Below are 24,115 nucleotides of genomic sequence, written 5' to 3'. Positions count from 1 at the left end.
CTTACTCCTCTTCGCCCCGGTAAAAAGCGGGCCAGTTGATGTCGGCGCGGTTCTTCCACACCGGGAACAGGGTATTGAGCAGAGCCTGCGCTTCCTGACTGCTGCGCAGGATGTAATCGCGGTTTTCGGGGAACAGATCAGCCCGCCAGCGGGTGATCAGAATCCGCCCCATCAGCCGGGCCAGCACAAAGTCGAGCAGCAGGTCGCATTCTTCCGGCAGCAGCGGCATCACCGTGTCAAAGGCCGCGGCGACAACCCGCAGATTCCACAGCGGGTCTTCTCCGGCAATCTGATAGGACGCCGCCACCGCCAGCTCGCTGAGAACCGGGGCGTGGATCATATCGCCGAAATCCACCACACTCAGCAGACCGGTGGGCGCGCCGGGGGGAAACAGCAGATTGCTACGCGACAGATCATTGTGAATCACCTGATGCCGCAACCCGGGAATCCGGGGGGCCACCGCCGTCACAAAATGATCGAGGAAAGCGCTGACCTGATCCCGGGTCACCGATGGCGGCAATCCCCCGACCAGTGGCAGCAGGGCCCCGATCTTACACAAATCCCACAGGTTCAGACGCCGGGCTGCCGGATGATCGAAGCCGGCGAGTGCCTGAATCACGTGTCCGGCCGTCCGCCCGACAGCCCGGCGCTGCGCATCATCCACCGGACGGACGGACAGCGGCTCCCCCGGCAGATAACTGTAACAGCGGGCCCGGATTGCCAGACCCGAGGCGGTTTCAGCCCGCAGAACTGTCTGTCCATCCACGGTGTGGCGGGCCACCGGCAGGGTCAGCGGGCTGCCATGGGCCGCCAGCGCATCAAGCACCTGCGCCTGCATCTCGGCCTCAGCATCCGGTTCCAGAGGATTGATGACCTTGAACACCACGGCCCCGCCCGCTGCCGAAGTGATGACAAAGTTGGCATCACGCTCCCCGGTCAGGCGACGGACTGTCCCCGTCACCCGATAGTGGGCCGCGACCAGTGCGGCCGCCTCATCCTCCGTCACCGCCGGGGGCGGGGTTTCAAACAGAGGCCGGGCTTCATCCAGAAGGGACACAGGGGTCATCGGCAAACTCTCCGGGGCAGAGGCAGGATCAGGAACAGAACCACGCCTTCGGTTTTGACACATGATGCATCATATTTCAATTCATCCTGTTTCAACGGTCGGATCTGGCACCCCGGGCTGAACTGCGGTACACCCAAAGACGCCGCCGGAGCGGCCCCGTCACCCTGAACCGCCCCTGATCAGAGATCCTGCATGACCGACGGCCTGCCCCCCATCGCTTACGAGACCCTGAACACCCGGGTCTACAGCACCCTGTGCGACGCGATCATCAAGGGGCAGTTCAAACCGGGCGACCGGCTGAAGATCCGCGATCTGGCCCAGCGCCTTGGCACCAGCGTAACCCCGGTGCGTGATGCGATCCTGCGGCTGACCCATGACGGGGCGCTGGTCTTCCATTCCCCCCGCGACATCCGCATCCCGGTGCTGGGAATGGACCAGTATCTGGAAATCCGCAATATCCGCCTCCGGCTGGAGGCGCTGGCCGCCGAAAATGCCGCCCGGAAAGCCACCGCAGAAGATCTGGACCGGCTGCGCGCCCTGATCGCCCGGAATGAGCAGGCCATTGCCGAGGGCAACATCACCCTTGGACTGGAACTGAACCAGTCCTTTCATTTCGAGCTGTCGGTGATTGCCCGCATGCCGGTGCTGTTCAACACCCTGCGGCGGATCTGGTTACAGATGGGGCCGCTGGTGGCCGGGGCCTACGGGCCGGGCGGACGCGACATGATTGATCACCATTATCCGGTGCTTGACGCGCTGGAACGCCGCGACCCCGATGCCGCCGCCGCCGCCATCATGCAGGATATCCTCGGCGGCGGTCAGATGATTCTGGCGCAGGTCAAGGCAGCGGCACCACCGTCCGCCTGACCATGCGGCCTGCCCGGCCTCAGCCGCCGAGATAGCGGCGGCGCAGATGGGCCTTAAACACTCCGGCATCCAGTGATTTTCCGGTGGCACCACGAATGATCTGATCGGTCGACAGACTGGATGCCTTGCCATGCACGTTAGCCCGCAGCCAGCCGAGCAGCGGGGCGAAATTGCCCTGCGCCAGATCGTCGGGGATCGACGGCACCGCCTCCTGCGCTGCTGCATACAGCTGTGCCGCCGTCATCGCCCCCAGCGTATAGGTCGGGAAATACCCGATCGCCCCGTCATACCAGTGAATATCCTGCAGCACGCCCAGCCGGTGTTCCGGCACCGGCACGCCCATCAGCGCCTCGAAGCCGCTGTTCCACGCCTCCGGCAGATCAGCCACCGACAGCGACCCGTCGACCAGCGCCTTTTCCAGCCGGTACCGCAGAATCACATGCAACGGATAGGTCACCTCGTCGGCATCAACCCGGATGAACCCCCGGCGCACGCGGATTGCCCGGCGGTGAAAGGCCTCAGCCTCCCACAGGGATCCTTCGCCCTTGAACGCCTCTTTGATCAGCGGGGCCGCAAACCGGAAAAACTCCAGAGACCGGCAGGCCTGCATTTCCATCAGCAGCGACTGGCTTTCGTGCAGGCTCATCCCCCGTGCCCGGCCAACCGGCTGGGTCCGCCAGCCGACCGGCAGGCCGCGTTCATACATGCCATGACCGGTCTCGTGCAGCACCCCCATCATCGCTGAGGCGAAATCATCGCGGCTGTAGCGGGTGGTGATCCGGACATCCCCAGGGGTACCGCCGCAGAAGGGATGCGCTGACACATCCAGACGGCCATGAGCAAAATCAAAGCCGATGGTCTGCATCAGCCGTCGCCCCAGATCTTCCTGCGCCTTCAGGTCAAACGGGCCCTGCGGCATTTCTGCCTCAGGCCCCTGAGCCTCCAGCACTTCATTCAGGAAAGTGGGGAGAAAGTCCGCCAGATCGGCAAACAGCGCATCAATCGCCGACGACGACCCGCCCGGCTCATACTGATCCAGCAACGCATCATAGGGGGAAACGCCCAGCGCCTCGGCCTTGGCCTGCGCGCTCTGGCGGGTCAGGGACACCACCTGTTCCAGCGCCTTCTGCACCTGTGTAAAATCCGACGCCGGACGGGCCTGCCGCCACACCTGTTCGCAGGCCGACCCGGCCCGGCTGAGGGCCTCGACCAGATCAGCAGGTACCGCAGTGGCATGGGCATGCAGACGGCGCATCTCCGCCAGATTGGCCTGCTGCCACAGATCCAGCACCTGCGGATCCGCTGCGGCCAACCATTCCCCCATCTGCGGGGCCGTCAGCAGGTCATGGGTGACCGCCGCCAGTGCCGCCAGCTGATCTCCCCGGTCCTCAGCCCCGCCGGGCGGCATCATCACCGCCGAGTCCCAGTGCAACATGCCTTGGGCGGCCTCCAGCGCCCCGATCCGGGCAAACTGCTTTTCAAGGGCGGCATAGGCAGACACAGGCGTGGTCATGGGGCTGTTTCCGTCACGGTGGACCATCAGAGTCTTCATAGGTAGGCTGGATAGAGGTCATTGAAAAGAGGAACCTGCCGCATGTCTGAGTCCCGGTCTTCCCATTCCCCTGCCCGCGTCGCCGTGGTTCTGTCCGGCTGCGGGGTTTACGACGGCGCGGAAATTCACGAGTCGGTGCTGACCCTGCTGGCGCTGGACCGTCAGGGGGCGCAGGCCCAGTGCTTTGCCCCGGACCGACCGCAGCACCACGTCATCAATCATCTGACCGGCGAAGAACAGACCGACGCCCCCCGCAACGTCCTGACCGAAGCCGCCCGCATCGCCCGCGGCAAGATTTTGCCGCTGGGGCAGTATCAGGCGGCTGATTACGACGCCATCGTCTTCCCCGGAGGCTTCGGGGCGGCCAAGAATCTGTCGTCCTTTGCCTTTGACGGCCCCGGCTGCACCGTAGACCCGGATGTTGAACGGGCAATCCGCGACACCCACGCCGCCGGTAAGCCGATTGGCGCCCTGTGCATCAGCCCGGTTCTGCTGGCAAAAGTTCTTGGGGACGGCATCACCCTGACCATCGGCAGCGATGCCGGGGCCGCCGGAGCGATCACGGCGATGGGCGCTGCCCATCATGTCACCGACCACGGGCAGGTGGTCACCGATACCACTCACCGCATCGCCACCACCCCCTGCTACATGCTGGATGCCACCATCGCCCAGATCGACGACGGGGCACAAGCCGTGATCCGGGCCGTGCTGGCAATGATCCGTCCCTGAACGGGCTGCCGGGGCTTCCCCGCCCCGGCCACACCCCGGGATCTTGATGAAGTTTTGGTTGCAATCCACCCCCCGCCGTTGACCCGCCCCGCCCTGCCCCTTTAATCCAGACGATCCTGTGTGACGGCCACGCGCCAGACGACAGGACTGCCGGACAGGCAGATGGGGCGGAGCGGGGAGGAACGCGGGATGTCCCGGAACAGTACAACAGACAGGGCCTCCGGGCTGATCCAGCCTGACAGCCGATTCCCGTCCACCGGAACCGCCGATGAGATCGGCGACCGGGCATCCGCCCACTGGCGGGCGATACAGGCGGCGGTCTCAGTCTGCCTGCAGCCGGTGATCAGCATCCATTCCGGGCGCTGTGTCGGGTTCGAGACCGTGCTGAGCGGATATGAACGCCTTGGCTATGCCAGTGCCAGCGGCCTTCTGGATGCCGCCCACGGGCTGGGGGCGCTGCCCGATCTTGAGCACCTGATCCTCGACCGGGCGCTGTCGCTGTTCTGCGGCGGGCCCGATCACCCGGAACAGAAGCTGTTTCTGAACATTGATACCCGCAGCCTGTCCGATGCCCGCGCGCTGGCAGCCCGCATCACCCGCTATCTGCAACAGTATGGCCTGAACACCGTCAATCTGGTGATTGAGGTCGCCGAACGGCACCCGATTGCTGACCTGTCGCAGATTGCCCCGGCCCTGACCCTGCTGCGGCAGGCGGCGGGCGGCATCGGGCTGGATAACTTCGGGGCCGGATACTCCGGCCTGCCGCTGCTGTATTCCGCCCAGCCGGATTACATCAAGATAGACCGCTTCTTCATTGCCAATGCCGAAGTGGATACCCGCAAGCGGGCCTTCCTGACCCATATCGTCAATCTCGCCCATCTGCTGGGTGTGCAGGTGATTGCCGAGGGCGTGGACTCTGACCGGGAATACATGCTGTGCCGGGATTCCGGCTGCGACCTTGTGCAGGGCTTCGCCATCAGCCCGCCGCTGTCCTCCCTGACCGATGCCACCCCCCTGCATGACGGCGTCCGCGCCCTGAATGCGCAGGACCGCCGGAACCGGGGATCGGATATCAAGCTGGTGTCCGCCCAGATCGAGGTGATCCCGCCGCTGCCCGACACCGCCAGCCTTGATGACGCCTTCGAGCGGCTGCGCACCGGCAGCACCACCTTTCTGCCGGTCGTCTCCGCCCTCGGCGAGCCGCTCGGCCTGCTGCGGGAAAAAGACCTGAAAGCCTATGTCTATTCGCCGTTTGGCAAGGATCTGCTGTCGAACAAGGTCTATGGCCGGGGTCCCCGTCATTTCCTCTGGCCCTGCCCGACGGCAGAGGTCAGCGCCAGAGCAGAAAAGATCCTCGAAATCTTTTCCTCCGACGAGGAGTCCGAAGGGATCATCCTGACCGAGGACGGACGTTATGCCGGTTTCCTCTCTGCCCGCTCCCTGCTGCGGATTCTCAACGAAAAGAACCTCGCGGTGGCGCGGGACCAGAACCCCCTGACCAAACTGCCCGGCAATGCCGTCATCAACGACCACCTGACCGAAGCGCTGGCCGACCGGGGTGCCGCCTACACCATCGCCTATATCGACTTTGACTTCTTCAAGCCGTTCAATGACAGCTACGGCTTCCGGCAGGGGGACCGGGCGATCACCCTGTATGCGGATATCCTGCGGAAGGATCTGCCCCGCGATCTCTGTTTCATCGGCCATGTCGGCGGCGATGATTTCTTCGCCTCAATCCGGCACAGCGACTGCGCCGAAGCGGTCAAGATGATCCGCCACACCCTCGACCGCTTCTGTGATGAGGTTGAGAGTTTCTACGATGAGGAATCCCGGCGGCGTGGCTACATCCTTGGTAAGGACCGTGACGGGAAGGATGTCCGCCTGCCGCTGCTCCGGGCTTCCGCCGGGGTGCTGCACATCACCAGCGGGCAGTCGGTCGAATCGATTGATGAAGTCTCAGGTATTTTTGCCCGGTTGAAAAAGCAGGCCAAAGCCAGTCCATCCGGCATGGCCGTGGCGATGCTGGGCCCGGTCACGCGGGAGGAGGCCGCCTGCTGCCCGGAGGCCGATCCCTCTGAGTCGGTCTAAGCCATCCCCAACCGATCTGCCCCCAACCTATCTGTCTCAGGCTTCACGCTTTCCATTGCTCTACCGGGCAGATGCGGCTTATGTAGAAGGGAATGACCCTTGATCCGGCACCGGCCCCCAGCCGCTGCCGGGTGTCGGTCGTGGAAGCGTGGCCTTCCCGATGAAGGCCGCTGCCTGCCCCGGCCCGGCACATCCCCCTGACCACGGAGACAGACCGGTGGAAAACCGAGAGCATTTTCAGGAAATCAACGCGCTGGTCGCCTCGATCGCCAAGGCCCTCGGACAGGATGACAAACAGGTGGCAACCGGGCTGGAAAGCGGTGCCATCACCCTGTCTCTCGGAGAAGATGAGAACGGCAACCGCTACATCGAGGCCCGCTGCGGCGACCAGACCGCCAAGGTGTATCAGGGGGCCATCCGCTATGCTGACGGCGTCAGCCCGCCGACCGAACCGGACGGAACGGAAGCCGCCGGTTAACTGCACCCCTTCGAAACACTGACGGAGAAACAGACCGGTGCGGACCGAAACCCGCCAATATGAAGCAGGGGCTGTCATCTTCCGTGAGGGAGAAGACAGTGATGCCGCTTTCATGATTGAAAGCGGCCGCGTTGAACTGCTGAAGGGCGGACGCGGGGGAATGCAGGTTCAGGTCGGGGAACTGGCCAACGGGGACCTGTTCGGCGAAACCGGGGTGCTGGATAACGGCCCGCGTAACGTTATGGCCCGGGCCCTGACGGATGTGATCGTCCGGGTGATTCCACGCTCGGAGTTTCTGCGCGCGATTCAGGATGATCCGGCCACCGCCCTGAAGGTGATGACCCGTCTGGCCCGCCGCCAGCGCGACGCCGATGAACGGCTTGCCGCCGGCGGAGCGGAACCCCCGCCGCCGATCCCGCCCAAGCCGGGAACGGCCAAGGCAGCCTCGCCCGGTACGGCCCTTGTCACCGCCCCGCTGAAAGACGCGCCGCCGATCCCGCCGCGCCCGATGATCACCCCCAACCCGGCGATCGGGCGACGGGCCGGATTGCTGGGACGGCTGATGGATGCCATTGCCCCCGGCGCCGCGACAAAACTGGTAAAGAAACGTCCGCCGGTGGTGGCGGTCACCCCCCTGTCGCTGGAAGCCGAATACGATCAGCGCCCCTTTCTGATCACCCAGCTGAATGCACTGGATGGAATCGAAGTCCGTCCAACGGCTGCACCGCTGTTCACCCCCAATGATCCGGTCCCGGATTTCAACAGCACCAGTCTGCACGCCAAAGCCCGCGCCCTGCAGGCAGAGGAAAAGGCCGACGTCCTGATCTGGGGCGGGGAAGACGGCGAAGGTCGTACCATCACCCTGTTCTTCAGCAGCGGCCAGCCGCCGATGTATGACCGACTCGGCGGTCTGCCGCCGGATCAGCCGCTGATCGTCCCCGCTGACTTTGATGAAAGCTGGGCCCCGCTGCTGCGGGCCTGCGTCGCCGTTGCCCTGGGCGATGAAACGGGGCTGGTCGCCACACTGGCAGCGGAAGCACAGGACCGGGTCAATACCCCACACCCAACCCTGTCGATGGAAGAAGGCGCAATGACGCTGGCAGTGTACGGCTATCTGGCCGTCACCATTGCCGGCCACAGCCGACGCGGGGACTGGCTGGAACGGGCCGTCACCACCTGGCGCGATGCGCTGACCCGCCTGCCAAACGCCAACGACCGCCGCGCCAGCCGCCTGTCGATGGCCCTTGGCATGGTGTTGCAGGGACAGGGCGAAAAACACGCCGACGAGCAGATTCTGCATGAAGCCGTCAAAACCTACCGGGACGGCCTGAAAGGGGTCAACCGCGACACCGACCCCCGCCTGTGGGGACAGCTGCAATATCGCCTCGGGGGATCACTGTTCCGTCTGGACCTGCTGACCGGCGACGAAGAGGCCCTGCGCGAATCGCTGATCCGCTTCAGGGAAGCGACAGCCGTGGTCAGCCGCGCCGATGACCCGTGGCGGTGGTCAGAGCTGACCCACGCCATTGCGCAGGCAATGCAGGTGTGGGGGGATCATCACAAGAGTCTGGATATTCTCGCCAAAGCCACCGACCTGTGCCGGGCCGCGCTGGAGGTGCGGACAGCGGAAACCGCCCCGCATCTGTATGCCGCCACCCGCAACAACATGGGCTCTGCCCTGTTCCTGATGGCCAAGCATAGCAACGATCCGGAATATATGCGCCTCGCCGCCGTTGCCTTCCGCGATGCGCTGGCGGTGCATCGGGCCACCGGCGCCGGCGGGGCGCTGTACAAGACCATCGAACGCAATCTCTCCCGGGCGGAAGAACTGCTGCGGCGGGAGGATGCCCGCCCGGTGGCCCAGCCGTCGTGGGCAGCGGAATCACCATACCGGGTTTCCATGCAGGAAGAAGATGATCCCGGCATGATCCGGCTGTGACCGCCGGGCCTGCAAACAGGCCCGGCCCGCCTCCCGCAACCGGCGTTACCACAGCGCTTCGGTAAAGGGAATGTAGTCCAGAATCTCGCCGTCACGCACCCCGGTCCCATCACGGCTGAGATCTGCCAGCCCCGTCGCCTGCACCATCGAAGACAACACCCCGGAGCTTTGTGACGGAAAAGCCCGCAGGACAGGCCGCCCGTCCGCTCCGGTCTCCGTCCACACCCGGATGAATTCCTGCCGCCCGGGCTTCTTGGTGAAGGAAAAGGCCGCTGTCAGCGGGTACCGGACCAACGGCGTCTCTGTCCGTCCCTGCAGGCGGTGTATCAGCGGGCGGCCGATCAGCAGCAGGGTCACCAGCGCCGAAACCGGGTTGCCGGGCAGCCCAAGAAAGGCAGCCCCCCGGATCGCCCCCAGCGCCACCGGACGGCCCGGCTTGAGGGCCAGCTTCCAGAAATGCAGGGCCCCGAGAGCGTCCACCGCCCCCTTGACATGATCCTCCTCGCCGACCGAAACCCCGCCGGAGGTCACGATCAGATCATGGCCTTCCGCTGCCTGATCCAGCGCCGCCCGGATCAACGGCGCCTGATCACTGAGAATCCCGAGATCCGTCACCACACAGCCCAGGGCACGCAGCATCGCCATCACCCCATAGCGGTTGCTGTCATGGATGCAGCCGGGCGGCAGCGGCTGCCCCGGCTCCCGCAGTTCACTCCCGGTGGAAAAAAGGGCAACCCGCAGCCGCCGGAAGACCGCGACCTCCGTCCGTCCGACCGCAGCCGCCATCGACACATCAGCCGGACGCAGGCGGATGCCTGACCACAGAACGGTCTGACCGCTCTGCACGTCCTCACCGGCACAGCGGCGGTTGTCGCCGGTTTTCAGAGCGACCGGAACCGTCACCAGCCTCTGATCGCCCTGCCCGGCAACAGTACAGTCCTCCTGCATCGCAACCGTATCTAATCCCGGCGGCAACGGGGCGCCGGTGAAGATCCGTACAGCAGCCCCGGTTCCAACCGGATCCCCCGGCGGATCTCCGGCCACCACCCGCCGGACCACCGGCAGGGTCAGCGCCACCTCCCCACGGTCCCGTGCCGCAGCCAGATCACGCCCGCAGAGCGCATATCCATCCATCGCCGAGTTATCATAGGGAGGCATCGGAAACGGCGCCTGCACCGCCTCCGCCAGTACCCGCCCCGCAGCCTCAGTCACCGGAACGGTTTCAGGGCCGCAGACAGGCCCGACCGCAGACACAATCCGGCGCCAGGCATCTTCCAGCGGCAACAGCCCCTGCGCAGGGGCAAAACAGTCAGCGGTAACGGCAGCAGGACGGGGCGACTCCGGGAGCATGATGCAGCCTTTCTTCCTTATAGACCGTCCCCCGGCGCTCTTGCCGCCAGACCTGATGCCGGACCGAGACGCCTGCAAAAGGTGCGAAATCCGTTACAGAACGCGTGCCGACAGAACCGGACATCCGACAGAGCGGGAGGAACTCTGGACTCTTCCCCACCCATCGGCACATTTGCAACAGCTTTCCCGCTCTCCCCGGAAAAACAGAAATGGTGAGTCATAGCGCTTGGAGACGGGTACGGAATCAGGTAATGTTCGAGACGGTTATACCCCTTTCAAAGGTTTTCTGTTCGCTATGAATAACCGCTCCTTCCGCCCGTCCAACCCGCTGCAAACCGGCGTGACGGCAACCGTTAAGTGGTTCAATACCTCCAAGGGCTTCGGTTTCGTCGCTCCTCAGGATGGTTCCTCTGACGCGTTTCTCCACATTTCTGTCGTCCAGCGCGCGGGTCTTAACGCCATTGCGCAGGGCGCGGTTATCGTCTGCGATCTCGAAGCCGGTCCGAAGGGCCCGCAGGTTTCGACCATTCTGTCGGTGGATAACTCCGACGCGGTCGAAGGCGGCGGCGGCGGCATGGGCGGCGGCGATGACGATGCCATCATCGAAGGCGTCGTGAAGTTCTTCAGCGCCGACAAGGGCTTCGGCTTTGTCACCCCGGACAGCGGCGGCAAGGACGTGTTCATCGGCATCGGTTCCCTGAACCGGTCCGGTCTTCAGGCCCTGGAAAGCGGCCAGCGGGTGCGTCTGAACACCCGTATGGGCAAGAAAGGCCCGATGGCGGAAGAAGTCGAAGTCATCTGAGCGGTGGTTTCAGAAATGGGCGCAGCCTAACGACGGCGCCCATTTTTCTTTCGCTGACTGCCTGCCAGTGCAGGTCACCGGCAGACAGCAGAGCTAAAGACAAAGGTCCGTCGATACCGACGGGCCTTTTGTTTTGACCGGGTAGGAGGGGAAGCCCCATTCCCGGGCAAATTTTTCTGGGCCGACATATTCTTTATCTACGATGGCCACCCGCGTCCCTTTGGCGGGGAACGTGCAGGCAAAACATTGACTTAAAGAAATAAATATCTGGAAAGACATAATTTTTCGCCCCCCTCCCGCGTACAGCGCTCCACTTCCCGAGAGGCTTGAAATTCCTGTGATTTCGCCACAGATCCCTGTACTATGGCATGCTTTCTGTTGCATTGGCGGGGCATCTCTGTCACCCAATCACCAGATCAGCCGGACTTCCGGCAGCTTAAGTGGGGATATAACTGTCTTCTGGCCTGCCTCAGGCCGGACGATAGGGGGGAATGGGATTGCTCGGCTCCGCGTCGTCACTTCCGGCTGCGTACAGCCTGAAAACAGGACGCGGATCTCGTAAAAACCACAAGGACAGGGCGTATCAGAGGGCTACAGACGGTATCCTGCATCACTTCACGGCTGGACAGCCTGTGAAAAATGGTCAGTATAGCGTCCGGCTGGCGCCTTTCTGCGAATGAAGGATAGACTCACGATGTTTAAGAAAATTCTTCTGGTGACTGCTGCTGCGGGACTGCTCTCGGCCTGTGCCGACCAGTGGAATGTCGATGCGGTCCAGAAGCTGCCGGTCACCGGCGGTGACTTCAACAAGACCCTGCATCAGGAATATGTGAAGCTGGCCGCCAGCGAAAAGGGACAGGGCGACTGGCGTGATGCCGCCTACTTCCTGCGCCGCGCCGAAGCTGCTGCCCGCGGGGAAAAGGTTCTGCCGCAGGCCGTTGCCGAACGTGACCTGGCCGCCGATAAGGCTGTTGAACTGTCGAAGGCCCGCGTTGACCTGCTGAGCGCCCTGGATGCCGGCGGCCGCGAGAAGGCTCCGGTTCTGGCCGCCAAGGCTCAGGCTGCCGGTTTTGACTGCTGGATCGAACAGCAGGAAGAAGGCCACCAGCCGGAAGATATCGCAGCCTGCAAGAAGGCCTTCACTGACAACCTCGCCGGGGTCAAGAAGGAACTGGAAAAGAAGCCGGAGCCGGTTGTTGAAGCCAAGCCGCAGGTTTTCACCGTCTACTTCAAGACCGGTGCCTCGGTTCTCGACCCGAATGCCGCTTCTGTCCTGCAGGCCGCATCTGACGCCTACAAGAAGTCCCCGAACGTCACCGTGGTGATTGCCGGTCACACCGATACCGCCGGTGCTGATACCGCCAACATCCTGCTGTCGCAGAAGCGTGCTGAACGCGTTGCCGATCAGCTGGTGAAGCTGGGCATCAAGGCCGAGTCGATGGCTCTGGAAGCGTATGGCGAGCAGCAGCTTGCTGTTCCGACCAAGGACAACGTGCAGGAACTGAAGAATCGCCGAGTCGAAATTAAGTTCCGCAGCGCGAAATAACACCTGTATCAAGCACCACCCACCTTTAGCCGCGGGCACGGCTAAAGGTGGGTGGAAATTTTAGATAAAATTCGGCATGATGGCGGCAGTTGGGAAATCCGGCTGCCGTCGTTTATCGGGGGCAGGAACGACTTGGCACAAGGCCGGACCCTTACCGGGGGAGCGTCATGTCTGTTGCCGCATATCCTTTGTCGCCATTCGGAAGCGCCGGTACCTCATACCTTGCGCCCGATCTGACCATTCGTGGCCGGATTGAAACGTCCGGCAGCGTCGAGATGGACTGCGAATTCCATGGCGATGTGTTGGCCCGTCAGGCCACCGTTGGCCCCAATGGTCGTATCCGCGCCCGTATAAGTGCCGAGGAAGCGACTGTCAGTGGAAATATGACCGGCATTGTGAATGCTCGGCAGGCGATTTTCCGTGATGGCTGTCACTTCCGGGGAGAAGTGGAATACGAAAGCCTCGGTACGGAGCCCTGCGCGGACGTCAACGCCCGTCTTGTCCCGGTTATGTCCGGCACCAGCCGCCCGGCTATTCCGACTGTCACCGAAATTCCGGCCGCTGCCTCTCTCAAGCAGGCCGCTGCGGCGTCGGTTTCTCCGCCACGCTTTAACATGTCCATGCTGGCCTTTTTGGGTGGAATGATCGTCGCCGGCGTCATCACTGGCATCACCGTGATTAATCCGACCACCCGAAACTGGAAAGACCAGCTTCTGGAACAGGTGACACAGTCACGGACGGAAAACCCTGCCACTGTCGCAGAGACCTCTACCACAGCAACAGCAGCCCCTGCTGCCGTTGCGGCTAGCTCGACGAATAATACGACCACAGAAGCCGCACCGCGTATTACGCCGCCGCCGCCGCCTGCCGTGCCACCGTCACTGTCAAAAATCATGCCGTCGACCCTGACCGCAGCAGAGCCGCCGTCTGTTCCGGCCATTCCGGCTGCCGAGACCGTGGAAACCAAACCGGCGGTAACGGCACAGACCCCTGTGGCAGTCGCCCCGACACCCGTCGTGACCGCTCCGCCCCCGGTCGTGATCCCGGACTTGTCCCCCTCACCGCCCCTGCCCCGGCATGAACCGGTCGACAGGCCGATTCCTGCGGCTGTATCGCCTGAACCGGCTCCGGTCGCCGCGCCTGCGGTCCCGGCAGTGGCTGCCGCAGCAACAGCACAGACTCCGCCTGCCCCGGCAGAAGCGGCATCCTCCAGCCAACCCGCGACCGGTAAGCCGACTCCGGCATCCCGGGAAGCGGTCACCGACGATCCGGCACCGACGAAAGACACGGGCACCGTGAAGGCGACTGTCGCCCAAAGCAGACCTGCGGACTCTCCGGCAGCTTCGGCTTCCGCGAAAAAGACCAAACCGGCCCTGCCAGCCGGGGCACGCGGAGCCCTTCAGGAAGTCTGCACCTGGGAACTGAAGTGTGAAGCCGAGAACCAATGCATCTCGGTACGGTCCTGCAAAATGCAGTAAAAACCGGCATCAAAAGCCAGACGGGCGGGATTTTTCCCGCCCGTTCCTTTTTCAGGTCCGACTTCGTCCGGTACCCCCCTCACTCACCGGGGGCCTTGGTGGTCAGAGCCAGCGCATGGATCCGCTCACGCAGTTCATCCCGCAGGACGTCATAGACCATTCGCTGCCGCTGAACGCGGGACTGCCCCACAAAAGCCGCCGAAACAAGCGTGACACGAAAATGGGTTTCGCCCCCACCATCCACCGGCGCATGCCCCGATGGCCCCAGCGCGGCAATCCGGTCGGCATGACCGGCATGCTTATGGGAGTCGTCCTTGATTTCCAGCAGCGACGGCGCAAAAGCTGCGGTCAGCTTTTCCACCATCCGGCGGGCATAGGGGCCATCCGGCATCGGGGCAGACATCGGGGAGTTGGACATAACACCATATCCTGTGCTTGAAAAAGAAACCGCCGGCCTCTGGCAACCGGTCTCTTCCGCTCACCCGCGCACTCGGCCATTATGACGGTATCATACATAGGCCGTTCCCCTTGCCTCTGACACCCTCCCGGTCACATATTCTGCCCATGCGCTCCAAAAAGACTCCCTCTCCGGCGGAAGAAGCCGCCTTTGATCCTTTCGGCCGTTATTCGACCCGCCGACAGCCGCGCCACCGCGTCTGCGCCCATCCCGGCTGCCCGGAGGCGGGGGAATACCGCGCCCCCAAGGATCGCAATCTGTCGGATTATCAATGGCTGTGCCTTGAGCATGTCCGCGAATTCAACAAAAGCTGGAACTTTTTTGACGGCCTGAATGACGCACAGGTCGAAGACCATATCCGGCAGGATACTTACTGGCAGCGCCCGACCTGGAAGATGGGGCGTAACGGTGCCGGAGCCCGGAGTGACGGCCCGGATATCAACGACCCCTTCGGCGTCTACCGCGACAATGTCGGGGCCGGGGCCGCTGATGCCCGGCGACGCTGGCAGCAGACCCAGCACGACCGCCCCCCGCGCCCCGATACGCCGGAAGACCGGGCCCTGCGGGTGATGGGACTGGACTGGCCGCTGGAGAAGGACGTCCTGCGCAGCCGCTATCTGTCTCTGGTCAAACAGCACCACCCCGATGTCAATCAGGGGGATAAGGATGCCGAAGACCGCCTGAAAGAGATAAACGCCGCCTATCGCCTCCTTCTTACTGGACTAAATGACCGGACTTGAGGCTATTCTAAGGACCTCAGACGCCACGTCGCCGTTCCGGTGGCCCGGCGCGCGCAGGTCCGGCAGGTCTCGGGGGCTCTCCCGGTCATCGCCCGGACGACCAGAGGATAAAGAGGACACAGATGGACTCCGGTGCGGTTAACCCCCTGAACACCCCCGATATCACCCTGTCCGTGCGGGACGTGTTCGGGATCGACAGCGATATGATGGTTCCGGCTTTTAGCAAGGGCTCGGACTACGTCCCTGATCTGGACCCGAACTACCTGTTTGACCGCGATACCACACTGGCAATTCTCGCCGGGTTTGCCTACAACCGCCGCGTCATGGTGCAGGGGTATCACGGTACCGGGAAATCGACCCATATCGAACAGGTTGCCGCCCGCCTGAACTGGCCCTGCATCCGCGTCAACCTCGACAGCCATGTCAGCCGTATCGACCTGATCGGCAAAGACGCGATCGTGCTGCGCGATGGTCAGCAGGTCACCGAATTCCGTGAAGGGATTCTGCCGTGGGCCCTGCAGAACCCCTGTGCTCTGGTGTTTGACGAATACGATGCCGGCCGACCGGATGTGATGTTTGTGATTCAGCGGATTCTGGAAGTCGAAGGCAAGCTGACGCTGCTCGACCAGAACAAGGTGATCCGGCCGCACAAGTCGTTCCGCCTGTTTGCCACCGCTAACACCATTGGTCTGGGGGATACCACCGGCCTGTACCACGGCACCCAGCAGATCAATCAGGGCCAGATGGACCGCTGGAACATCGTCGCCACCCTGAACTATCTGGAACACGATGCCGAAGTGAACATCGTCGCCGCCAAAATGCCGGACTTTGTCGCCGCCAAGGGCCGCAAGACCCTGTCGGCCATGGTTTCGGTGGCTGACATGACCCGCTCCGGCTTTATCGCCGGTGATATTTCGACGGTGATGAGCCCGCGCAGCGTGCTGACCTGGGCAGAAAACAGCCAGATCTTCGGGGATGTGGCCTATGCCTTCCGCGTCACCTTCCTGAACAAGTGCGACGAGACCGAGCGTCCGCTGGTGGCGGAATACTACCAGCGCTGCCTTGGGGAAGAGCTGCCGCAGTCAGCCCTGCGGGCCATCATGCCCTGAGGCTGACCCCGCACCCGATGCACCGCCTGCCCGGCCCGTCCCGGCAGGCGGTGCATGGATGACCGATCTGTTTTAGGAATCCTGCCGATCATGGCTGATACGCCCCGCTTTGCCCGTCCGTCCGGTGCCGCTTCTGCCGGTGGTGCCGCCGCCATTGGTTCTCCGATTGCCGGGGGTGGCCGTCCGGGCAGCATCCATGCCGGGCCCGCACGCGGCCCGAAAGGCGACGCCCTGCACAGCGGCGAAACCCCGACCGAAACCCTGAAGCGGGCAACAGCCGCCTGCCTGCGGGCCATGGCCGGGCAAAAAGATCTTCTGATCAGCTATTCCCCGGTTGGCCTGAACGGTAACGGGTCGGTCATGGGCAATCAGGTCCGCCTGCCACTGCCCCCCAATGCGCTGGACCCCAAGGCTCTGGGGCGCCTGCGCGGGGTCGCCGACGCCACCGCCCTGAAGCTGCGGTATCACGATGTGCGGGTGCATGCCCGCCGTCTGCCCACCAGCACCGATGCCCGCGATGTCTATAATGCGGCCGAACAGGCACGGGTGGAGGCGATCGGGGCCAGCCGCCTGCAGGGCACCGCCCTGAATCTGTCGGCTGCAGTGGAAACCCGCCTGAACGCCGAAGGATACGCACAGGTCACCGATCCGGCCTCGGTCCCGCTGCATGAACTTGCCAAGCTGACCATTGCCGAAGGGCTGGGAGATGTGCCGATCGGCCCCGCAGCCCGGCACCTGCTGACCCTGTGCGCGGATACCGTCGACCGGCTGCGCCAGCGCATCGGGGATCTTGCCGCCACCCGTGACGATCAGGTGGCCTACGCCAATGTCCTGCGCCAGATCCTTGAGGATCTGGAACTGGAGCGTGATGATCTGGAAGATCTGGAACGCGACGAACAGGATCAGCAGGCCGATGGTCAGGCAGCCGACGGCGGAGACGAAGGCGGCGACGAGCAGCAGGAAAATCAGGGCGGCCAGCAGCAGTCCGGTCAGGATCAGTCTGACGACAGCAAGGGCGGCAGCGAACAGGGTGAAAGCGGTGAGGAAGACGGCGATCAGGCCATGCAGATCGCCGCCCCCGGTGAAGGATCAGAGGATCCGGCCGGAGAGACCGAAGCCGCCCGGCCCCGCCCCGGCCATAACAGCGGCCTTGATACCGCCTACAAGGCTTATGTCACCGCCTTCGATCAGGTGAAAGACGCCACCGACCTCTGTGATCCGGAAGAGCTGACCCGTCTGCGCTTCCAGCTTGATCAGCAGCTGTCACACCTGCAGGGAGTGGTCTCCCGGCTGGCAAACCGCCTGCAGCGCCGTCTGATGGCCCAGCAGCTGCGGTCATGGGACTTTGATCTGGAAGAAGGCTATCTCGATGCGGCCCGTCTGGCCCGCATCGTCGCCAACCCAACCGTTCCACTGTCTTACAAACTGGAACGCGATACCGACTTCCGCGATACCGTGGTGACGCTGCTGATCGACAACTCCGGCTCAATGCGCGGACGCCCGATCACCGTTGCGGCCATGAGTGCCGACATTCTGGCCCGCACACTGGAACGCTGCGGTGTGAAAGTTGAAATTCTGGGCTTCACCACCAGCCAGTGGAAGGGCGGCAAGGCCCGCGAACAATGGCTGAAGGACGGGAAACCGGTCAGCCCCGGACGTCTGAATGACCTGCGGCATATCATCTATAAGGCTGCCGACACCCCGTGGCGCCGGGCCCGCCGCAGTCTGGGCCTGATGCTGAAAGAAGGCATCCTGAAGGAAAACATCGACGGGGAGGCCCTGATGTGGGCCCACCAGCGCCTGCTGGGCCGCCCGGAGCAGCGGCGGATTCTGATGGTGATTTCCGACGGGGCCCCGGTTGACGATTCAACCCTGTCGGTCAACCCCGGTAACTATCTGGAAAAGCATCTGCGCGACGTCATTGCCTGGATCGAGACCCGCAGCCCGGTCGATCTGCTTGCCATCGGCATCGGCCATGACGTGACCCGCTACTACCGTCGCGCGGTCACGATCATGGATGCCGAGGAACTGGGCGGTACGGTACTGAAACAGCTGGCTGAGCTGTTCGATGAAGACGGACGCCGCTGAAGCCCGCAGCAGATCCGGCGGAAAACTCCCCCCAAAAGAGCATAAGCCCCCGTATCCGGGGGCTTATGCCTTCGGGTAGGGGTAGAGATTACCCTATACTTTAAACCCTTGGCGGCTGACATTCGGGTCAATTGCGCCAGACGTGCCTCTGTTGACAATGGCAGGATCAGCCCCCGGTTCTTCGGATGCCGGGAGGCGGCAAAATCAACAGGGAGTTACCTCAATGCGTGTGCTTACCGGATCGAAGCCGACCCGTACCCTCCGCGCCCTGATGCTGGGGACCATGCTGTCCACCGTGCTGATCAGCGGCGCTCACGCGGAAAAGGTCCTGCGTAACGGCAATGACGGCGAACCGCAGTCGATGGACCCGCACTATGTGTCGACGGTCCAGACCAGCCGCCTGACCGACGACATGTATCTGAACCTGATGACCCGCGGTCAGAAGGGCGAGGCCATTGCCGGTGCGGCGGAAAGCTGGACCATCTCTCCCGACGGGCTGGTCTATACTTTTAAGATCCGCAGCCACACCTGGTCTGACGGCACCCCGGTGACCGCCAACGATTTCGCCTATTCCTTCCGCCGTCTGCTGGATCCGGCCTCCGGCACCGAATACGCCTCGCTGCTGTACATCATCAAAGGGGCGGAAGAGTTCAACAAAGGCAAGGCCAAGGCTGAAGACGTCGGCGTGAAAGTCGTTGATGACCGCACGCTGGAAGTAACCCTGACCGCCCCGGCCCCGTATTTTCTGTCGCAGCTGGCCCACCAGACCGCGGCCCCGGTGCCGAAGCATGTGATCGAAAAATTCGGCAAGGACTGGACCAAGCCGGAAAACATCGTCGTCAACGGTCCGTTCAAGCTGGCCGAGTGGGTGCCCAACGTCCACGCCAAGCTGGTGAAGAACGACAAGTTCTATGATGCCGCCAACGTCAAGCTCGATACCGTGTATTACTACACCTACGAAGACCGTACCGCGATGCAGAAGCGGTTCCGGGCCGGGGAGCTGGATGTGGTGCGCGATATCGCGTCCGAACAGATCGACTGGCTGAAGGCGAACATGAAGGATGAGCTGCGGATCATCCCCTACGCCGGGATCTATGATTACGCCCTCAACACCACCAAAAAGCCGTTTGACGATCTGCGTGTCCGCCGGGCCATGGCCCTGCTGGTCGATAACGAAGCGATCACCGACAAGGTTCTGAAAACCGGCGAGCTGCCGGCCTATTCCTACGTTCCGCCCGGCACCGGCAACTACACCGCCCCCGCCACCGTGGACTGGAAGGGCAAGCCCTACGCGGCCCGGGTCGAAGAAGCCAAAAAGCTGCTGGCCGATGCCGGATACGGCAAGGATAAGCCGCTGAAATTCACCCTGCGCTACAACACCTCGGAAAACCATAAGCGTATCGCCATTGCCGTCGCCGCGATGTGGAAGCAGGCGGGCATCGAAGCCGAGCTGTTCAACACCGAAGGCAAGATCCACTACGCCGACCTGAAGCAGAAGAACTTCGAGGTCGCCCGTGAAGGCTGGATCGCGGACTATGATGATCCGCAGAACTTCCTGTTCAAGATGGAAGGCAAGACCGGCCCGCTGAACTATTCCGGGTACAACAACCCGGAATTCAACGCCCTGATGGATAAGGCGGCCCTGATGACCGACCTGACCGCCCGCGCCGAGGTGCTGAAGCAGGCCGAAGCGCTGGTGATGCGGGATGTGCCGGTGATCCCGATTTATTACTACGTCTCCAAGCAGCTGGTGTCGCCGAAAGTGGTCGGCTGGGTCGATAACACCCCGGACAACCATCCGTCCCGCTTCATGGACATCAAGCAGTAACAGCCTGCCTGCCCCGACCCTGCCGGTCTCCGCCGGGGGCGGGGCTTTCTGTTCCGCTCTCCGCCATCGCTTCCGGCGGGTCATCCTTCCGGTTCCGTCCCGAACCGGAAGGATGACCGCGCCGCCTGAACCTGGGAGGTTTCCCCTGGGATGACCCGCTATATCCTCAAGCGCCTGCTCGGCGCGATACCGTTGATGTTGATCGTCATTGCCGTGGCGTTCTTCATGATGCGCATCGCCCCCGGTGGCCCCTTCGACTCCGAACGCGCCCTGCCACCGGAAATCGAGCAGAACATCAAGGCAGCCTATGATCTTGATAAACCGCTGGTTCAGCAGTTTGGCATCTACCTGTGGAAAGTGATGCACGGCGACTTTGGCCCGTCGATCAAAATCCGAGACTTTTCCGTTGCTGAACTGATCGCCAGCGGGGCACCGGCCTCCATCCAGCTGGGCCTGTCAGCAATCCTGCTGGCCCTGATGGTCGGGGTGACGCTGGGGACCCTGTCGGCCCTGCGCCAGAACAGCGCGGCGGATTATGCGGTGATGGGTGTGGCCATGACCGGAATCGTGATCCCCAATTTTGTGATGGCGCCACTGCTGTCTCTGGTGGTCGGAGTGTACTGGGAACTTCTGCCGACCTCCGGCTGGGGCAGCGGAGAGCTGAAGTATAAGGTGCTGCCGATCATTGCCCTGTCACTGCCGCAGATCGCCTACATCAGCCGCCTGACCCGTGGCAGCATGCTGGAAGTCCTGAACTCCAACTTCGTCCGCACCGCACGGGCGAAAGGGCTGCGCGACCATCTGGTGGTGATCCGCCACGCCCTGAAAGCGGGCCTGCTGCCGGTGGTCTCTTACCTCGGTCCGGCCACGGCTGCCGTCACCACCGGATCAGTGGTGATTGAGACCATCTTCGCCGTTCCCGGCATCGGCACCTACTTCATCAAGGCCGCTCTCAACCGCGACTATCCGCTGGTGATGGGTGTGGTGATTGTGTACGGCGCACTGATCATCACCCTGAATCTGCTGGTCGATGTGCTGTACGGCCTGCTCGATCCCAAACTCCGGAGCAACCGCTGATGCTGTTCTTCCGCCGCAAATCCACCCTTGCCTCCGGCAACGGGGCCCCGGCTGAGGCCCCGTCCGTTGAAGCCCGCAGCGTCTGGCGGAATGCCCGCCTGCGCCTGTACCGCAACAAAGCGGCAATGGGGTCGCTGATCATCCTTGGCCTGATCATCGTCCTGGCAATCATCGGCCCGTCCCTCAGTCCGCACGAGTATGATGCGGTATACTGGGACCGTATCCAGATGGGGCCGGACTTTGCCAACCAGCATTGGTTCGGCACCGATGGCAATGGCCGGGATCTGTTTGTCCGCACCCTGTACGGGGCGCGGGTGTCGATGGCCGTCGGGCTGCTGGCCACCTTTGTTTCGATGGTGATCGGGGTCGTCTATGGGGCCACGGCCGGGTATTTCGGCGGCCGGGTCGATAACCTGATGATGCGCTTCGTTGATATTCTCTACACCCTGCCGTTCATGTTCTTCGTGATCATGCTGATGGTGGTGTTCGGGCGGAATATCTTCCTGATTTTCGTCGCCCTTGGCGCTGTCGAATGGCTGACCATGGCCCGGATCGTGCGCGGCCAGACACTGGCAATCAAACGGCGGGAGTTCATCGAAGCCGCTCATGCCATCGGGGTCTCCAACCTGACCATCATCTTCCGGCACATCATCCCCAACGTTCTGGGACCGGTGATCGTTTATGCCACTCTCACCATTCCGCAGGTGATCCTGATCGAAAGCTTTCTGTCCTTCCTTGGCCTCGGCGTTCAGGAACCGCTGACCAGCTGGGGTGTTCTGATCTCGGAAGGGGCCAACGTGATGGAAGTCGCCCCGTGGATGCTGCTGTTTCCGGCAGCGTTCCTCGCCACCACCCTGTTCTGCTTCAACTTCATCGGCGACGGGCTGCGCGACGCGCTCGACCCGAAAGACCGCTGAGGGGGAACCGCAATGACTGCCGTTCTTGACGTCCGTAATCTGGAAACCCGGTTCTCCACCCCTGACGGCATGGTTTCTGCTGTCAACAGCATCAGCTTCACCCTCAACGCCGGGGAAACACTGGGCGTGGTGGGGGAATCCGGGTCCGGCAAAACGCAGGTGTTCATGTCGGTGATGGGCCTGCTGGCCCGCAACGGCCACTGTACCGGCGAAGCCCTGTTTCAGGGTGACAACCTGCTGACCATGCCGAAGAAGAAGCTCAACACCATCCGGGGGTCGCGGATGGCAATGATCTTTCAGGATCCGATGACCTCGCTGAACCCGTATCTGTCGGTCGCCCGGCAGATGACCGAGGTGCTGATTGAGCACAAAGGCATGAGCGCCCATGACGCCCGCCGCCATGCGATCACCATGCTTGACCGTGTCGGCATCCCGGAAGCAGCCCGGCGGATTGACATGTATCCACACGAATTCTCAGGCGGGATGCGTCAGCGGGTGATGATCGCCATGTCCCTGCTGTGCTCGCCGGAACTGCTGATCGCCGACGAACCGACCACCGCGCTGGACGTGACGGTACAGGCACAGATCCTTGATCTGCTGAATGACCTGAAGCGGGATTTCAACACGGCCATCGTCATGATCACCCACGATCTGGGGGTGGTCGCCGGACTGTGTGACCGGGTGATGGTGATGTACGGGGGCCGCGTTGCTGAAACCGGCAGCGTACAGGATATTTTCTATGCCCCGCGCCACCCCTATACCAAGGGGCTGCTGCAATCGATGCCCCGTCTGGACGGCACTGCCGGATCCAGCCTGTACGCCATCCCCGGACAGCCGCCGAACCTGCAGAACCTGCCGAAAGGCTGTGCCTTCCATGACCGCTGCAGCCTGCGTACAGACCGCTGCCGTGATGTGCCCCCGGCGCTGCTGGACTACGGCAATGGCCGCATGGCGGCGTGCCACCATGAGGAGGCCACCCGATGAGCGCCGATCCGATTCTGAAAGTCCGCGACCTGCGGGTCCATTTCGAGATCCCCGGCAAAGGCCTGTTTGGCAAACCGGCACTGCTGAAGGCGGTGGACGGCGTTGACTTCGACCTGCAGGCCGGGGAAACGCTGGGCATCGTCGGCGAGTCAGGGTGCGGTAAATCCACCCTTGGCCGTGCCGTCCTGCAGCTGATTGAGCCAACCGCCGGGCAGGTGGTCTGGCTGGGCCGGGACATTGCCGGGCTGCGCTCCACCGCCATGCGCCCCCTGCGCAAGAGCCTGCAGATCATCTTTCAGGATCCGCTGGCCAGCCTGAACCCGCGCATGACCATCGGCGAAATCATCGCCGAACCGCTGGTGACCCACCGCCGTGATCTCAGTAAGGCCGAGATCCGTCAGCGGGTGCAGGACATGATGGCAAACGTCGGCCTGCTGCCGCAGATGATCAACCGTTATCCGCATGAATTCTCCGGCGGACAGTGTCAGCGGATCGGCATTGCCCGGGCCATGATCCTTGAACCGAAGCTGATCGTCTGTGACGAACCGGTCTCGGCGCTGGACGTCTCAATTCAGGCCCAGATCGTTAATCTGCTGCAAGACCTGCAACGCAAATTCGGCCTGTCCCTGCTGTTCATCAGCCATGACCTGTCCGTGGTGCGCCACATCAGCCACCGCATCATGGTGCTGTATCTGGGCAAAGTAATGGAAATTGCCGACCGGGACAGCATCTATGCCCGCCCGCACCATCCTTATACCCGGGCCCTGATCTCAGCGGTCCCGATCCCCGACCCGGAGAAAGAACGGGCAAAAGAACGGCTGATCATCAGCGGTGATCTGCCCAGCCCGATCAACCCGCCCTCGGGCTGCGTGTTCCGCACCCGCTGCCCCTTCGCGCAGGAACGCTGCGGGCAGGAGGAGCCAAAACGACGGCAGCTTGCCCCCGGTCACGAGCTTGCCTGTCATTTTGACGGCCCCGGCCTGTAACGGAAACCCCCGGCAGAGACAGTCTGCCGGGGGT

General features: G+C 63.0%; 20 protein-coding genes. 16 read left to right on the top strand and 4 right to left on the bottom strand.

The annotated features are described in order from the left end of the window. Position 1 precedes the first annotated feature (1 nt). On the bottom strand, positions 2 to 1,066 hold the full coding sequence (locus G365_RS22920) for a phosphotransferase (protein WP_019645441.1): 1,065 nt from the start codon (positions 1,064 to 1,066) through the stop codon (positions 2 to 4). A gap of 192 nt (positions 1,067 to 1,258) precedes the next feature. On the opposite strand from G365_RS22920, the gene G365_RS0110275 reads away from it, so the two are divergent. Beyond that, entirely contained in the window at positions 1,259 to 1,933 is a 675-nt protein-coding gene (locus tag G365_RS0110275) for a GntR family transcriptional regulator (RefSeq protein WP_019645440.1), read from the top strand. Between the two features lie 19 nt (positions 1,934 to 1,952). Here the strand turns inward: G365_RS0110275 and G365_RS0110270 are convergent, their stop codons facing one another. Further along, positions 1,953 to 3,446, bottom strand: a complete 1,494-nt coding sequence (locus G365_RS0110270) for a carboxypeptidase M32 (RefSeq protein ID WP_019645439.1) — start codon at positions 3,444 to 3,446, stop codon at positions 1,953 to 1,955. A gap of 81 nt (positions 3,447 to 3,527) precedes the next feature. Between G365_RS0110270 and elbB the strand changes: the two genes are divergently transcribed. The 4 genes from elbB to G365_RS22915 all read left to right on the top strand — a co-directional run bounded on the left by elbB (position 3,528) and on the right by G365_RS22915 (position 8,719). After that, complete coding sequence (gene elbB / locus G365_RS0110265) at positions 3,528 to 4,214, top strand: isoprenoid biosynthesis glyoxalase ElbB (protein WP_019645438.1); 687 nt, start codon at positions 3,528 to 3,530, stop codon at positions 4,212 to 4,214. A gap of 189 nt (positions 4,215 to 4,403) precedes the next feature. Then, positions 4,404 to 6,302: a GGDEF domain-containing protein gene (locus G365_RS21095; protein WP_081628520.1), complete on the top strand. Its 1,899-nt coding sequence runs from the start codon at positions 4,404 to 4,406 to the stop codon at positions 6,300 to 6,302. Positions 6,303 to 6,519: 217 nt separating this feature from the next. After that, positions 6,520 to 6,780, top strand: a complete 261-nt coding sequence (locus tag G365_RS21090) for a hypothetical protein (RefSeq protein ID WP_155976221.1) — start codon at positions 6,520 to 6,522, stop codon at positions 6,778 to 6,780. A 37-nt stretch (positions 6,781 to 6,817) separates the two neighbouring features. Further along, positions 6,818 to 8,719 (top strand): cyclic nucleotide-binding domain-containing protein, encoded by a 1,902-nt coding sequence (locus G365_RS22915; RefSeq protein WP_019645435.1) that lies wholly within the window; start codon positions 6,818 to 6,820, stop codon positions 8,717 to 8,719. 45 nt (positions 8,720 to 8,764) lie between these two features. On the opposite strand, the gene G365_RS0110245 is transcribed toward G365_RS22915, so the two are convergent. Then, positions 8,765 to 10,069, bottom strand: coding sequence for a molybdopterin molybdotransferase MoeA (locus G365_RS0110245; protein WP_019645434.1), 1,305 nt, complete (start codon positions 10,067 to 10,069; stop codon positions 8,765 to 8,767). 295 nt (positions 10,070 to 10,364) lie between these two features. Between G365_RS0110245 and G365_RS0110240 the strand changes: the two genes are divergently transcribed. The 3 genes from G365_RS0110240 to G365_RS0110230 all read left to right on the top strand — a co-directional run bounded on the left by G365_RS0110240 (position 10,365) and on the right by G365_RS0110230 (position 13,895). After that, positions 10,365 to 10,871: a cold-shock protein gene (locus G365_RS0110240; protein WP_019645433.1), complete on the top strand. Its 507-nt coding sequence runs from the start codon at positions 10,365 to 10,367 to the stop codon at positions 10,869 to 10,871. Positions 10,872 to 11,565: 694 nt separating this feature from the next. Then, positions 11,566 to 12,417 (top strand): OmpA family protein, encoded by an 852-nt coding sequence (locus G365_RS0110235; RefSeq protein WP_019645432.1) that lies wholly within the window; start codon positions 11,566 to 11,568, stop codon positions 12,415 to 12,417. A gap of 167 nt (positions 12,418 to 12,584) precedes the next feature. Beyond that, on the top strand, positions 12,585 to 13,895 hold the full coding sequence (locus G365_RS0110230; protein ID WP_019645431.1) for a bactofilin family protein: 1,311 nt from the start codon (positions 12,585 to 12,587) through the stop codon (positions 13,893 to 13,895). Positions 13,896 to 13,974: 79 nt separating this feature from the next. On the opposite strand, the gene G365_RS0110225 is transcribed toward G365_RS0110230, so the two are convergent. Further along, positions 13,975 to 14,313: a BolA family protein gene (locus G365_RS0110225; protein WP_019645430.1), complete on the bottom strand. Its 339-nt coding sequence runs from the start codon at positions 14,311 to 14,313 to the stop codon at positions 13,975 to 13,977. Between the two features lie 146 nt (positions 14,314 to 14,459). On the opposite strand from G365_RS0110225, the gene G365_RS21080 reads away from it, so the two are divergent. From G365_RS21080 to G365_RS0110185, 8 genes are all read left to right on the top strand, one after another. Continuing rightward, positions 14,460 to 15,092 carry a J domain-containing protein gene (locus G365_RS21080; protein WP_019645429.1) on the top strand — a complete coding sequence of 211 codons (633 nt, stop codon included), beginning with the start codon at positions 14,460 to 14,462 and terminating at the stop codon, positions 15,090 to 15,092. Positions 15,093 to 15,214: 122 nt separating this feature from the next. Next, a complete protein-coding gene (gene cobS / locus G365_RS0110215; protein WP_019645428.1) occupies positions 15,215 to 16,201 on the top strand; it encodes a cobaltochelatase subunit CobS in 987 nt (328 codons plus the stop codon). Positions 16,202 to 16,291: 90 nt separating this feature from the next. Next, positions 16,292 to 18,289 (top strand): cobaltochelatase subunit CobT, encoded by a 1,998-nt coding sequence (cobT, locus tag G365_RS0110210; protein WP_019645427.1) that lies wholly within the window; start codon positions 16,292 to 16,294, stop codon positions 18,287 to 18,289. Positions 18,290 to 18,512: 223 nt separating this feature from the next. Further along, complete coding sequence (locus tag G365_RS0110205) at positions 18,513 to 20,117, top strand: peptide ABC transporter substrate-binding protein (protein WP_019645426.1); 1,605 nt, start codon at positions 18,513 to 18,515, stop codon at positions 20,115 to 20,117. A gap of 150 nt (positions 20,118 to 20,267) precedes the next feature. Further along, the gene (gene oppB, locus G365_RS0110200; protein ID WP_019645425.1) at positions 20,268 to 21,194 is read left to right on the top strand and encodes an oligopeptide ABC transporter permease OppB; all 927 of its coding nucleotides are present in this window, start codon (positions 20,268 to 20,270) and stop codon (positions 21,192 to 21,194) included. Then, positions 21,194 to 22,111, top strand: a complete 918-nt coding sequence (locus tag G365_RS0110195) for an ABC transporter permease subunit (protein ID WP_019645424.1) — start codon at positions 21,194 to 21,196, stop codon at positions 22,109 to 22,111. The genes oppB and G365_RS0110195 overlap by 1 nt, the downstream gene beginning before the upstream one ends. A gap of 12 nt (positions 22,112 to 22,123) precedes the next feature. Then, entirely contained in the window at positions 22,124 to 23,095 is a 972-nt protein-coding gene (locus tag G365_RS0110190) for an ABC transporter ATP-binding protein (RefSeq protein WP_019645423.1), read from the top strand. Beyond that, positions 23,092 to 24,081, top strand: coding sequence for an ABC transporter ATP-binding protein (locus G365_RS0110185; RefSeq protein ID WP_019645422.1), 990 nt, complete (start codon positions 23,092 to 23,094; stop codon positions 24,079 to 24,081). Before G365_RS0110190 ends, G365_RS0110185 begins: the two co-directional genes overlap by 4 nt. Positions 24,082 to 24,115 lie beyond the last annotated feature (34 nt).

The organism is Novispirillum itersonii subsp. itersonii ATCC 12639, assembly GCF_000381985.1.
In the GTDB taxonomy this organism is placed as follows: Bacteria; Pseudomonadota; Alphaproteobacteria; order Rhodospirillales; family Rhodospirillaceae; genus Novispirillum; species Novispirillum itersonii.
This window is presented reverse-complemented; position numbering and strand designations above follow the sequence as displayed.